The following is a 12,684-nucleotide window of genomic DNA, read 5'->3' on the forward strand; positions in this document are numbered from 1 at the left end:
CCACCCGCACTATTTATCGTCATCGTGACCAAAAAACTTGGGATCGAGCACCAACGCGCGTAATGGCTTCAGGCGTTTTTCGGCGAGATCGGCCTGGTGGGAGCATTCAGTGGCGTCCCCGGCGGCGCCCACAGCCGTTGCCTGTTCAGCCATTTGGCGCAACAACAGGATCCTTTCCTCCACCGCCCTTAATGTGTCCCAAAGCCCGCTGTCGATCGCCTCATTGACCTCACAGATGAGCGACTTCACAGAGAAGGCATGGCCGGTGTGGCAACGAAACCTGACGATGTTGCCCTCCTCGATTTGCACGAGGACGCCATGACAATCCGGACAGGTGAATTGGGACATTTTACCTAAGCCCATTACGCCGGCTTCGAGGCCGTTCCCTTTCAAGGAGATCACGTTCTCGATGACATGTCGGGCTCTTACATCGTGTGTGGGTTGGCCGTCTATCAGGCTGCCAACCGCTTTGGAGAGTTCGGCGGCGAGCACTGCCGTTGAGCCAATCAGGTCAATGTCCACGTGCTCAATTGCACTGTCGGGCATCGAACTCAGCATGGCTTCGGAAGGATCCTGCACATAGGTCAATCCACCGCGGTCCTTGACCGCCCACATCCCTGCTGTGCCATCGTCCAGTGCACCAGACAGGATGACGCCGATGACCCGAGCGCCATAGTGAACGGCGGCCGAGCGAAACAGCACATCGACTGCTGGCCGGGCACGACACTCCTTCGGTCCACGCGTCAGTCGTATTCCATCCTCCGTCAACATCAGGTGGCGATCCGCAATGGCGACATAGACTGTGCGCGCTTCAATCCGCTGGCCGTCTTTAGCCGCCACAACCCGCATGCTGGTCACTCTGGAAAGAATGCGGTGAAGGACGCTGGGTTCATGGGCGGGAATGTGCAGCACCACCAAAAAGGCAGCGGGTACATCGGCGGGCAGATTTTCAAACAAGGCGATCAGTGCCTGAACGCCACCTGCCGAGGTGCCGATGACCACGATGTTTCGCACACTTGCATCCAGTTCATCGGTCACGGGGCGCCTCCAGCCAGAGAAAACTCAAACTCGCAGGACACCTCAGGACCGAGCGAATCAGGCCCGCAACTGGCGAGACGAGCAATTAAAGATTAGCCCGGCGACTGAACTTCCACTTTCTTCCTGTCGATTCACCCCAAGTCCCTTTTTCGGGAATCAACAGGACGCCTGCTCAAAGGATCGCCTGTGGCGCTTTTCGCATGAAAATGACGCAGACAAAATCAAGCCCCGAAAAATCGGGGCTTGACGGCGTCAGACGACATCAGGATTTACGACCTCCCCCTCCGCTCATCCCGCCATCGTTGCGTCCTGTATCAGAGGACTTGTCGCGATCATCGGCAAGATTGCCGGTGCGCCCGCTTTGCCCACCGCCGGACGACTGATCAGCCTTGTTGGCTTGTTGTCCGCCTGAAGCCTGGCCGCCTTTTTGGCCGGGTTTGGACATGTTTTCCTTATCGTCGGCAAATTCGCCGCCGCGATTTGTACCTTGCCCGCCTCCGGACATGCGGTCGCGATCGCGCGATGGCTGTCCGCCGGAAGCTTGACCACCTTTCTGGCCTGCTTCAGACGCCCGTTGTGGATCATTGGCGAAATTTCCGCCGGAGGCTCCTCCGCCTTTCTTGCCGGCTTCAGAAGCCTTGTCCGGGTCGTTGGAAAAATTGCCTGGATTTTTATTTCCTGTATTGGCCATTTTGATTCACCTCTACATCGTTAGCACGAGCATGGGCTCGTCTAATTCGGAGGATGCCCGCATCAGAAAGTTTGAACCAATAGTCGGGGCTCGCGACGAGCGGATTCGGGCATTTGGTTCCATCAAAAAGATGCGCATTCGACTGACGGCATGTCCTTTCCATCGGGGGGACCTTACGCCGCCTTTTCACACCGGATGTTCGATGTTTACTAGACTTGATAACGCATATACGCCCTCCAGGCACTGCACTCAGGAGGTCAATCGATGACTGAACACATTGTGCATTTTCATTGCCAGATCGACCAGGCAACGGCAGAACGCTTCAGGGATACCTGCCTTGAGGCCATTGATCAGGGCGCCACCTCCCTTCTCCTGAACCTGTCCACTTGTGGGGGGAGCACCAATTTCGGCTTCACGCTCTACACGTTCCTGAAGTCATTGCCCGTACCGCTTTGCGCAATCAACGCCGGCAACATCGAATCCATGGGAATCATCATGTTTCTGGCGGCAGGTCGACGCATTACATCACCTCATGCACGCTTCCTGATTCACCCGATGAACTGGTACTTCAGCCAAAAATCCGTCGACCATCAACGTCTGCGCGAATACCTGTCCAGCCTCGATAACGACCTCGCACGCTACGTGCAAATCTTCATGCTCGAAACCGCTGACGCCGCGACCAAACTTGATATTTTTCATTGCTTGTCCGCGGAGGAAAAAGTCATCGCCGCCCACGAGTCGCTGGCCTATGGCATTGCTCATGAGATGAAGCAGATGGTGTTTGCCGATGACGTCAAACACTGGAAAGTCAGTGGTGGATGATCGATCTGAAAAACACTTGTCAGCCTTAGCGTCACGGTCCGAATTCCGGACGTAAAAAAGCCCCCTGAACGTCACCGGTTCAGTGGGCTTTTTACGGCGCGTCGCGTTTGAACAACGCTCTCACCTACTCCTGCGGATCTGCCTGATCCAACGCCCCCGATTTACCGCTCATTTCGATTTGGCACCAGAAACGCGAACATCAACTTTTGATGAACGCTAGAAGATCCGGGTTGATCACGTCGGCATGGGTGGTGCACATGCCATGGGGCAAGCCAGTATAGGTTTTCAGTGTGCCCTGTTTGAGCAGCTTGATTGCCAGGTGTGCCGAGTCGGCGATCGGCACGATCTGATCGTCTTCGCCGTGCAGCACCAGGGTCGGCACATCGATGTTCTTCAAATCTTCGGTAAAGTCGGTTTCCGAGAACGCTTGAATGCAGTCGTATTGCGCCTTGACCCCACCGCTCATGCCCTGGCGCCACCAGTTTTCAATGATGGCCTGGGAGACGTTCGCGCCCGGGCGATTGAAGCCATAGAACGGACCCGTGGGAAAATCCCGATAAAACTGGGCGCGATTGTCAGCCAGGGCTTTACGCAAACCATCGAACACTTCGAGAGGCAGGCCACCGGGATTGTTCGCGGTGCGCACCATGATCGGCGGCACAGCACCGATAAGCACCGCTTTGGCGACGCGACCACGACCATGACGCGCCACATAGCGCGCCACCTCACCGCCACCGGTGGAGTGACCGATATGCACGGCATTTCTGATGTCCAGATGCGCCATCAGTTGCGCAACATCGGCGGCATAGGTATCCATCTCGTTGCCGACAGCGGTCTGAGACGAGCGGCCATGGCCACGGCGATCGTGAGCAATGACACGAAAGCCCTTGCTGAGGAAATACAGCATCTGTGCATCCCAGTCGTCACTGGACAGAGGCCAGCCGTGATGGAACACGATCGGCTGTCCGGTGCCCCAGTCCTTGTAGAAAATCCGCGTGCCATCCTTGACCGTGATCATCCCCGTGCCACTGGCATCGCTATCGCTTTTGCTGCCCGCTGGCACGGTTGCCTGAGCCGGCTGCGCCGCCAGCGCAGGAATCGTCACGGCCAGGGCTGCGGCCATGGCGCCGGTCGTCATCAATGTTCTGCGGGTGGTTCCGCTCGTTTCATCAGTCATTTTCGACACCTCATGTGAGTTCTCAAGGTAGCGCCTGCAAGGCCTGAGACAGTCCGACCGACGACGGCACCGCCCCTCGGCAACTGAGAATCTATGAGCAAACAATGGCAGTGACCACTGGACATGGGTTTTTCAAATTAACGCTTTGGTATGAGTGGCGCCCGACACAAAAACGCCTGTACTCTCACATTGACATATCGGGAAATGCCGATATTATCGGCGCATGGAATTACTCGAAATATTCAAAGCTCTCTCGAACCGTACACGCCTTGAAATCTTGAAAGGCTTGAAGGATCCCGCCAAGAACTTTCCTCCGCAGGACGAAGGTGACGTTCTTACGGTGGGCGTCTGCGTCAGTAGTATTCAGGAAGGCGTCGGGCTGTCGCAGTCAACGGTTTCTGATTATCTTGCAACGCTGCAACGAGTGGGTTTGGTCGACGTCACGCGCATCGGTCAGTGGACCTACTACAAGCGGAATGAAGCAGCTATCGCTGTTCTGGCGGAGATCATAGGAAAAGAGCTGTAAAATTTTTTACCCTACCACATCGAGAATTCCCGATATCCCTTTTTACCGAAATGAGGATTAGCCATGAAATAACACACGAGTCGAGTCCGTCCGAGCGAATGCACATCGGCCAGGATTCTCGGCGTAGGGACAGAATTGTTAATTTTTTTACCCTGAGATATCGAGATTTCCCGATATCCCTTTTTATCGAAATGAGGATCGAAAATGAAAGCGATGATACTTAAATCATTTGGCGGGCCTGAAGCATTCGAACTTTGCGAGGTGCCCAAGCCAGTGCCGCATACGGGACAAGTCCTGGTCCGGGTCCACGCAACCTCCATCAATCCGCTGGATTACCAGGTTCGACGTGGCGACTACCCGGACCTGGTGCAACTGCCTGCCATTACAGGGCATGACGTATCGGGCGTCGTCGAGGCAATTGGGCCGGGTGTGACGTCCTTCGTTCCCGGAGACGAAGTCTGGTACACCCCGCAAATATTCGACGGGCCAGGAAGTTATGCCGAGTACCACGTTGCTGCCGAAAGCATTATCGGGAAAAAGCCTGCCTCGCTGAGCCATCTTGAGGCGGCAAGCCTGACCCTGGTTGGCGGTACGGCGTGGGAAGCACTGATCGTGCGTGCGGCGCTCAGAGTGGGAGAAAGCATCCTGGTACATGGCGGCGCGGGAGGAGTCGGTCATGTGGCGATCCAAATGGCAAAAGCCATGGGAGCAAAGGTGTTCACGACCGTGCGCGAAGCGAACGTCGAGTTTGTACGAAGCTTGGGGGCCGACGTGATCATCGACTATGAAAAGGAGGATTATGTCGACGCCATCCTGCGGGAAACGGGTGGCCGCGGAGTCGATGTTGTGTTCGACACCATCGGCGGCAATACGTTGTCGCGCAGCCCCGACGCGCTCGCACAACTAGGCCGCGTGGTCACGATTGTGGACATTGCACAGCCACAAAACGTCGTTCAGGCCTGGGGCAAGAACGCCAGTTATCACTTCGTTTTCACAAGACAGAATCGAGGCAAGCTCGATGAGCTGAGCGCACTGATAGAGCGCGGTCAACTACGGCCACATGTTGGCGCCGTCTATTCGCTTGCCGACCTTGCGCTCGCCCATGCCCGGCTGGAAAGTCCAAATAACGGTATCCAAGGAAAAATCGCCATTGCAATCGAGCCATAGGCGGAACTTGTCAGTGCGTATTTTTAACCGTTGAACTCACTTATAGGCACGCCATGATTTATGAAATCGCTCTGCTCCCCGTCCACAAAGAACAGATTGAAACGTTCAGACGCGCATTTGCCGAGGTCGCTCACTTGCTCAGCCGCGCAAAGGGCTACGGTGGTCACCTGCTCGCGCAAGGCATCGAAACACCGGAGCTATTCAACCTGATCGTGCGATGGCAATCACTTGAGGATCACACGCCAGGCTTCGAAGAGAGTGAAGACCATCGGCTGTTCATGAAGGGCTTACAGGAATATTTTTCGGAAGAACCAACGGTTTATCACATTGAGGGGGCCGCTTTTGCTACTGGCGAACATGATGAACCTGACAGTGCCGTTGGCATTGGTAAAACCAGTAATAAAGGTTTTTGGCTTTAGTTTCATTTAGCTCGGAGCAGCTTTGGGTGCGCAGGTTCTGTGCGCCTCAGCCCAAAGCTGTTTTTCATTTTGGAACACGTCAATCAGTTAGAAATGGGGCTACTCCGCAGCCCGGCGGGAGCAAGCTCCCTCGCCACAGGGGGGCAATTTCCATGTGCGTTGGTGTCCTTCGTCAATCGGTCACACAGAATATCAAGGCATCATGGTTGCGTCGGCTCGACGATTGCTTTGTCTGGCTCAGCATCCACACAGAGCAGTGACCGTATCACCATTTGCTGCAGGCCTTTAATGAGTACCTCGGTCCGAAAATCATTGCTGAGCGTCCCCAGCACCGCGCCATCCAGCATGGCCTGCACGGCTGCTACCGCGATATCAAGGTCATCAACCTGAAACCGTTTTCCCGCAATACCCAATGCGATGATGTCTCCCAGAATCTGCGCCTGTTTGCCGCGCAGCGCATCTATTTTTGCCCTTTGAACGGGCTCCAGACAGTAGCTCTCGCGCCTGGACAGTATGTGCCACTGACGCCATGGCAACGCGAACCGCAGATACGCGCCGAGATAATGTTCGAGTGCAGGTTTTGGATCAAAACGCGCGAGGGGTAGTTTGCTGACGCAGTGAAGCAGGCGATATTCATGTTCCTGAATGAAGTCGAAAAGCAGGCTATGTTTGCTTTCGATGTAGTGATACAGCGAACCCGCTTGCAAACCCGCTTGCTCGGCAAGTTGACGCAGGCTGACGGATTGATACCCCTCATTGACGAACATGCGCAAAGCGACACTACGGATAGCCTCTAACCTGGACGCTGAAGCGTTGCTGACAGGTGTACATGGAGTTCTAGTCATTGTGATTACCGTTGCCCCGCCGCGAACACGGCCGGGGCTGTAGTACGGAAGCCCTTGATGGAGTTCGAAGTCAAAACAAGGCAAGCGTGTAGGACATCACCAGTCGCGTCTGATCCTGGGCACCGTCGCTGGGCACTCCACTTCGAAGCATCGCATTTCTGAGGCCGAACCCGACCCCCTTGAAGCCGCCGCTTTGAATGATGTAATCGACAATGATGTCGCGCTCCCACTCTTGAGCATCCGGGGCACCCGATTGTTTGATCTGGGCGCCTCGGTAATAGCCGACGGACGCAGTGAGGCCGGGCAATCCTGAAGCCACGAAGTTGTAGGAATACATGCCGAACGCTGTGTCCTCTCCCGCCCGCAGGAAACTCGAGGCAAATCTGTCTGTAGGCAGATAAGTGCTGGCACCCGCAGCACCTTCGCCGGTGCTGGCCTGGTTCAATTGAGTGAAGTTGCTGCCGGAGGACACCCTCTGATAGCCGACCATCAGCGAATGCCCGCCCGCACTGTAAGTGAACATTGCTGCCCAGGTGTCATTGTCGATTCGCCCCGGCGTATCACCGTAGCCACTTAAGGTGTAACCGGCCGCGCGTCCTTGAGCGCTATCGTTTTCACCCTCGGCCCGGGTTCGGAAGTAGCGTAAATCGGTTTTGAATGTTTGCCCTTCGGTAACGGGGAAAGTGTGTACCAGGCCAAGAAAGTCTTGATCGTAATAATCTTCGAGTCGGGCATGGTAGTACTGTAGAAAAAGCTGTTTGTTGAATTGGTAGTCTGCGCCGGCGAAGGAGAAGTTATTACTTTCCCGTCGTCCTCCAGCAACGGCCAGCCCCGAATCGTTAGTCGATGCTCGCCCGGTGGTTTTGTTCAGGCGTCCCCCCACCAGCGTCAGGCTGTCGAGTGGTTTGGAAGTCAGCATTGCGCCTTCGAATGTTTGCGGGAGCAGTCGGCCGTCGTTGGAAATCAGGATCGGCAGTTTGGGGAGCAGCGTACCGACCTTGAGTTCGGTGTTTGATAGTCGGGCCTTGGCGGTGACGCCAAGCCGGCTGAACTCATGGACCGCCGCCCCGTCGCTGTCATCGGGAAACATCGAACTGCCCCGATGATTGCCTTTGCCGCCGTCCAGACGTACACCCAGAGTACCAAGCGCATCCAGCCCGAAGCCTAATGCGCCATCGGTATAGCCTGACTTGAGATCCAGCATGAAGGCATTACCCCATTCGCGTAGTTTGCTTTGTCCCTGGGGGCCTGGCTGATCTCTGTAATCGTTATTGAAGTAGAAATTGCGCACATTCAGAATTCCCTGGCTGTCCGCTATGAAGTCAGCGAATGCAGTTCCTGGGCCGGCCAACAAACAGCCAATCGCCCACAGCACTACCGTGGAGGTTCTTCTCATTTTTATTCGCTCCAGTTGTTTTTTTAGTTGTTGTTTTTCAGGCGCGCAGATTCTTCCGAGACGAGTTCAGCCTGTCCCTGACAGTTTCATCAGGGAGGACGTGGGCCTCGGTTCTCAGGCTTTACAATTAACTCGGAAGTACCGTCAGCTATTTAAACGGTCTGGGCGACAGGCGCCGGACGCACGTGGTAAACGAGCAAGCCAAGCACGCCACCAACGACCAGTATTGAAGCCATGATGTACATTGCCGCCTGGGTATTACCGGTCATTTGAGTCAACCAGCCCGCGACAATCGTGCTGAAGAAGCCGGCAATATTGCCCAGTGAGTTAATCAGCGCTACGCCAGTGGCTGCGGCTGCACCACCCACCACTGCGCTGGGCATGCCCCAAAAAACCGGCAGGCTGCTGACCATCGCCGCTGTGCCTATGGTCAGGCCGATCATGCCGAGCAACGGGTTGTCGCCGAAGTAAGTGCCGAAGGCGATGCCCAGTGCGCCGATACCGGCGCAAATTGCCAGATGCCAGCGGTACTCTCCACGCCGGTTCGGAACTCCGTCCCACCAGCACCATAGTGATGGCAGCGGCCGCATAGGGAATGGCACTCAGCACACCGATAACCGCTGGTTGTTGCACGCCACTGTTTCGGATGATGGTCGGCAGCCAGAAGCTGATCACGTACTGGCCCAGCACCAGGCAGAAATACACGGCGCCGAGCAGCCAGATCTGTGGATTGAGCAAACCGTCGCGCAGGCGATGGCTCTGCTTCTGCGAGGCTTCACGATCGATGGCCGCCTGCATGCCTTGTCGTTCTTCAGGCGTCAGCCAATGAGCGTCGGCGATTCTGTCGCGCAGCAGGAAGAACACCGCGGCCCCCAGTGCCACTGCCGGCAGCCCTTCAATCACAAACAGCCATTGCCAGCCAGCGTAGCCAGCCACGCCGTCGAGGTGTTGCAGAATGAACCCCGAGACCAGCGCGCCAAGCATGCTGGAGATCGGCAAGGCGGTAATGAACATGGCGGTCATCACCCCGCGTCGATGGCTGGGAAACCAGGTGGTGAGATAGAAGATGATGCCGGGAAAGAATCCCGCCTCGGCAATACCGATCAGTAAACGCAGCGCGTAGAACGCCATTGGGGTTTCGATGAACATCATCGCTGCCGACAAAAGTCCCCAGGTCACCATGATGCGGGCGATCCAGCGGCGAGCGCCAAACCGGTGCAGCGCGATGTTGCTGGGGATTTCGAAGATCAAGTAGCCGACGAAGAAAATGCCCGCGCCCAAACCATAAACGGCGTCGCTGAATTTCAAATCGTCGAGCATCTGCAATTTGGCGAAACCGACGTTGACCCGGTCCAGATAAGCCACCAGATAACAGACGATCAGCAGCGGGATAATCCGCCAGGCTGTCTTGCGGTACGCTGATTTCAGGGCATGGTCGGGCATCACGCCCGTTGGGAGTGGAGGTTGGTTCATGTCTAGCCTCTTTATTGTTGTTGTCGAAGCGAAGATGAAACGCTTGTTCAGGCAGCCGGCAGCAGGCGTGTCGACGGCCATTCGCCGGATCGGCACATGTCATGCACGACATTGCTTATCAACTGTGCAATCAAGGTCCGCAGGTTACTGGGCGGTCGCGTTCCGCAGGTGCAGATACCCAGTGTCCGGAACACCCCGGGCGCAGAGAAAGGGTGGGCAACCAAACGTCCTTCGGCCACCTCACGCACCACCAGATTGAGCGGCATGATGGTGGGCCCAATGCCAGCCTCGACGGCACTTTTAAGGATGTAAACCGAGTTGACTTCCATGGCCACTGCGGCGGGCGCTCGTTGTTCCTGTTCCAGTGCCCGGTCGACGACGGCGCGGGTGCTGTGGCTGTGGGCCTTGCTGGGGAAGACCAGCGGCCGCGCCACCCCTTGGGCCAGGGTCACCTCGCCTGGCGGCGGCGCCTCGGGGTCATTGGCGCGATGGATCAGGTAGAGGTCTTCTTCGATCAGTGGCGTGAAGCTCACTTCCGCAGGCAATCCCGTTGGCGTGAACAGCGCGATGTCGACACTGCCCCGGATCAACTGGTCGACCAGATTGCCGGTCAATTCTTCATTCAGTTGCAGCTCCACCTGAGGGTAGATCCGCCCAACTGCCTGCAACAGCGGCAGAGCAATGATCGGCGACACGCTCTGGGGCAGCGCCACGACGATGGAACCCGTCAGCACCCCATGCCCCGGCAAGACCGCCGCCTTGGCATCACGCAGTTGCTTGAGAATGCCCAAGGCGTACTCATAGAACACCTGGCCTGCCTCGTTGATGGCGATACCGCTATTGCCGCGATGGAACAGCGCCACACCCAATTCGGCCTCCAATGCACTCATCTGCTTGCTCAACGCCGATTGTGCAATAAGCACCTTGCGGGCGGCCGCTGAAAGGCTGCCGGCATCGGCAACGGCGATGAAGTATCTGAGCTGACGGATTTCCATACGCGAACCTCCTGCAACGGGATTTACGCTACGGGTGTCCCACGGGAAAAAATCTTCCCGGGGTTCATCAATTGCTGCGGGTCCAGCGCGGCCTTGATGGCAGCCATGGCGTCTATCGAGTTCTGACCGAATTCCGCCAGCAGGAATGATTGCTTGGTCAGGCCGACGCCATGTTCTCCAGTACACGAACCGTTCATGGTGATGGCGCGGTCCGCCAGACGGTGCGCGACAGCGGCAGCCCGTTCAACTTGCTCCGGATCATCCGGGTCGATCAGGATTACCGCGTGGAAGTTGCCATCGCCAACGTGGCCGAATATGGGTGCCAACAAATCGTGCTCTTGCAGATCGGCGGCAGTCGCCTCGATGCATTCAGCCAGCCGCGAGATAGGCACAACCGCATCGGTCGTCACCGAGCGGCATCCCGGGCGTAGCGCCAGTGCGGCGAAGTAAGCGTCATGCCGTGCCTGCCACAGCCGGGTGCGATCTTCAGGATGGAGCGCCCATTCAAAGTCCCGACCACCCTGCTCGTCGGCCAGCATGCGCAGCGTTTCCACTTGTTCCTTGACGCTAGACTCGGAGCCATGCAGCTCGAAGAACAGCGAAGGCGCTTCTTGCAGCGTGGTCTTGCTGTAGGCATTCAGCGCGCGAACCGTCAGTGCGTCGATCAGCTCGACACGCGCCATCGGTATGCCCAACTGAATGGCCTGGATCACCGTGCGCACCGCTTGATCCACACTGGGGAAATTGCAGACCGCCGCCGAAATGGCTTCAGGAATCGGATGCAGTTTCACTGTGAGTTCGGCAATGGTGGCCAAGGTGCCGCCCGACCCCACCAACAGGTGGGTCAGGTCATAGCCCGCCGACGATTTGCGTGCCCGGCCGCCGGTCTGCACCGTACGACCATCAGCAAGAACCGCCGTCATGGCCAGGACGTTTTCGCGCATCGTTCCGTAACGCACCGCGTTGGTCCCCGAAGCTCGAGTGGCCGCCATGCCACCCAACGAGGCATCAGCACCCGGATCGATAGGGAAGAACAAGCCAGTCCCGTGCAAGGCGGCATTCAACTGCTTGCGGGTCACGCCCGGTTGCACCGTGACGTCCATATCGTCGATACGCACTTCGATGATCTGGTTCATGCCCGACACGTCGATGCAGATGCCGCCATGTACCGCATGCAGCCAGCCTTCCAGCGAGCTGCCGCTGCCGTAAGGAATAATCGGCACTCGATGGTGATGGCAAGCCTTCTGCACGCTGACGATCTCGGCAAGGCTGTTCACAAAGGCCACGGCTTGCGGCGGCATGGGATCAAGGGCAGAAATGTCACTGCCGTGATGCTCACGAACACTTGCCGATGAACTGAACCGGTCACCCAGCAGGGCAGTCAGTTCTTCGAGCAGCGTTGACGGCAACGATTTGAAATCAAACGTACGGATCGCAGGGCCTTGCATGCAGGGATCTCCTGTTGTTTTTTTCGTACCGGGCAACGTCAGTGGACGAAGCATTCCAGTACGGGGGTGGAGTTGCCATATCTTAGTCGCATGGCCGGGCTTGCGGTTGTGCAGAATTGAGATGGCCCTATCCCCGGGGCAGATGACGTCTCGATTGATTCGGGACGTGGAGCATCAGGTGCGCTGACGAATTTGCTCCTTGAAAAACACCGCCCACAAAAAAGCCCACTGACCGTCTCCGGTTCAGTGGGCTTTTCCAATCAAGCTTCTACTTACAAAGCCATATCACTAGCCGCATTAGCCTTCGGCGCCTTCGCTTTATCAGCATCAGCCGGAGCAGCAGCCGGAGCTACCACCTGACCAATCGCCGGTGGCGGAGTCAGCTCCAACACCTTGGCGGTGTAAGCCCACTCCTGCAGGTCGATGCGCCCGGCGATGCGCCCAGCAGGCCGGCGATCGAGCCGTCAGCGGAAGCAACGATCTCGGTGCCCAGTTTCAGCACGCCACCCGCCGCTTCATCACGCTTGATGATTTGCACGCGTTGGCCGGCTTGCCACAGGCGCCAGTCTTCGGCCTTGGCGTTCGGGAAGTATTCTTTCAGAGCGTTGAGGCGGTCTTCGTCAGACAGCATAAGCAGAGTAGTAAGGGTTTTTGCCATCGGTTTTACCGCCTATGACTTGAAATTGG

The 12,684-nt window shown here is 56.9% G+C and carries 10 protein-coding genes and 3 pseudogenes; 4 read left to right on the forward strand and 9 right to left on the reverse strand.

Annotated elements, in window-relative coordinates; translation table 11 throughout:
• Positions 1 to 9: 9 nt before the first annotated feature.
• Together ACRC4F_RS16230 and ACRC4F_RS16235 are read right to left on the reverse strand one after the other, a co-directional pair.
• Positions 10 to 1,038: a chemotaxis protein CheB gene (locus tag ACRC4F_RS16230; RefSeq protein WP_438660253.1), complete on the reverse strand. Its 1,029-nt coding sequence runs from the start codon at positions 1,036 to 1,038 to the stop codon at positions 10 to 12.
• Between the two features lie 529 nt (positions 1,039 to 1,567).
• Positions 1,568 to 1,729, reverse strand: a pseudogene (locus ACRC4F_RS16235) (general stress protein); the annotation flags it as partial.
• A gap of 264 nt (positions 1,730 to 1,993) precedes the next feature.
• Here ACRC4F_RS16235 and ACRC4F_RS16240 point away from each other — a divergent pair.
• Positions 1,994 to 2,551, forward strand: coding sequence for an ATP-dependent Clp protease proteolytic subunit (locus tag ACRC4F_RS16240; RefSeq protein ID WP_109632399.1), 558 nt, complete (start codon positions 1,994 to 1,996; stop codon positions 2,549 to 2,551).
• A gap of 199 nt (positions 2,552 to 2,750) precedes the next feature.
• On the opposite strand, the gene ACRC4F_RS16245 is transcribed toward ACRC4F_RS16240, so the two are convergent.
• Positions 2,751 to 3,569: an alpha/beta fold hydrolase gene (locus ACRC4F_RS16245; protein ID WP_438660405.1), complete on the reverse strand. Its 819-nt coding sequence runs from the start codon at positions 3,567 to 3,569 to the stop codon at positions 2,751 to 2,753.
• A 382-nt stretch (positions 3,570 to 3,951) separates the two neighbouring features.
• Between ACRC4F_RS16245 and ACRC4F_RS16250 the strand changes: the two genes are divergently transcribed.
• From ACRC4F_RS16250 to ACRC4F_RS16260, 3 genes are all read left to right on the forward strand, one after another.
• Complete coding sequence (locus tag ACRC4F_RS16250) at positions 3,952 to 4,254, forward strand: ArsR/SmtB family transcription factor (protein ID WP_438660254.1); 303 nt, start codon at positions 3,952 to 3,954, stop codon at positions 4,252 to 4,254.
• Positions 4,255 to 4,458: 204 nt separating this feature from the next.
• Complete coding sequence (locus tag ACRC4F_RS16255; RefSeq protein ID WP_438660255.1) at positions 4,459 to 5,421, forward strand: zinc-dependent alcohol dehydrogenase family protein; 963 nt, start codon at positions 4,459 to 4,461, stop codon at positions 5,419 to 5,421.
• Between the two features lie 53 nt (positions 5,422 to 5,474).
• Positions 5,475 to 5,840 (forward strand): antibiotic biosynthesis monooxygenase family protein, encoded by a 366-nt coding sequence (locus ACRC4F_RS16260; protein WP_438660256.1) that lies wholly within the window; start codon positions 5,475 to 5,477, stop codon positions 5,838 to 5,840.
• A 200-nt stretch (positions 5,841 to 6,040) separates the two neighbouring features.
• Here ACRC4F_RS16260 and ACRC4F_RS16265 read toward each other — a convergent pair whose 3' ends face one another.
• The 6 genes and pseudogenes from ACRC4F_RS16265 to ACRC4F_RS16290 form a co-directional block, all read right to left on the reverse strand.
• A complete protein-coding gene (locus tag ACRC4F_RS16265; RefSeq protein ID WP_438660257.1) occupies positions 6,041 to 6,685 on the reverse strand; it encodes a TetR/AcrR family transcriptional regulator in 645 nt (214 codons plus the stop codon).
• 70 nt (positions 6,686 to 6,755) lie between these two features.
• Entirely contained in the window at positions 6,756 to 8,081 is a 1,326-nt protein-coding gene (locus tag ACRC4F_RS16270; RefSeq protein ID WP_438660258.1) for an OprD family porin, read from the reverse strand.
• 152 nt (positions 8,082 to 8,233) lie between these two features.
• Positions 8,234 to 9,554, reverse strand: a pseudogene (locus ACRC4F_RS16275) (MFS transporter).
• A gap of 47 nt (positions 9,555 to 9,601) precedes the next feature.
• Positions 9,602 to 10,549 (reverse strand): LysR family transcriptional regulator, encoded by a 948-nt coding sequence (locus ACRC4F_RS16280; RefSeq protein WP_438660259.1) that lies wholly within the window; start codon positions 10,547 to 10,549, stop codon positions 9,602 to 9,604.
• Between the two features lie 23 nt (positions 10,550 to 10,572).
• Positions 10,573 to 11,997 (reverse strand): FAD-binding oxidoreductase, encoded by a 1,425-nt coding sequence (locus ACRC4F_RS16285; protein ID WP_438660260.1) that lies wholly within the window; start codon positions 11,995 to 11,997, stop codon positions 10,573 to 10,575.
• Positions 11,998 to 12,269: 272 nt separating this feature from the next.
• Positions 12,270 to 12,658, reverse strand: a pseudogene (locus tag ACRC4F_RS16290) (malate:quinone oxidoreductase); the annotation flags it as partial.
• Positions 12,659 to 12,684: the final 26 nt, after the last annotated feature.

It is taken from the genome of Pseudomonas sp. (assembly GCF_051660785.1).
Lineage (GTDB): Bacteria > Pseudomonadota > Gammaproteobacteria > Pseudomonadales > Pseudomonadaceae > Aquipseudomonas.

Coding starts and splice junctions, on each gene's coding strand:
- ACRC4F_RS16240 (WP_109632399.1), top strand. CDS start 1,994: ATGACTGAACACATTGTGCATTTTCATTGCCAGATCGACCAGGCAACG.
- ACRC4F_RS16245 (WP_438660405.1), bottom strand. CDS start 3,569: ATGATCACGGTCAAGGATGGCACGCGGATTTTCTACAAGGACTGGGGC.
- ACRC4F_RS16250 (WP_438660254.1), top strand. CDS start 3,952: ATGGAATTACTCGAAATATTCAAAGCTCTCTCGAACCGTACACGCCTT.
- ACRC4F_RS16255 (WP_438660255.1), top strand. CDS start 4,459: ATGAAAGCGATGATACTTAAATCATTTGGCGGGCCTGAAGCATTCGAA.
- ACRC4F_RS16260 (WP_438660256.1), top strand. CDS start 5,475: ATGATTTATGAAATCGCTCTGCTCCCCGTCCACAAAGAACAGATTGAA.
- ACRC4F_RS16265 (WP_438660257.1), bottom strand. CDS start 6,685: ATGACTAGAACTCCATGTACACCTGTCAGCAACGCTTCAGCGTCCAGG.
- ACRC4F_RS16270 (WP_438660258.1), bottom strand. CDS start 8,081: ATGAGAAGAACCTCCACGGTAGTGCTGTGGGCGATTGGCTGTTTGTTG.
- ACRC4F_RS16280 (WP_438660259.1), bottom strand. CDS start 10,549: ATGGAAATCCGTCAGCTCAGATACTTCATCGCCGTTGCCGATGCCGGC.
- ACRC4F_RS16285 (WP_438660260.1), bottom strand. CDS start 11,997: ATGCAAGGCCCTGCGATCCGTACGTTTGATTTCAAATCGTTGCCGTCA.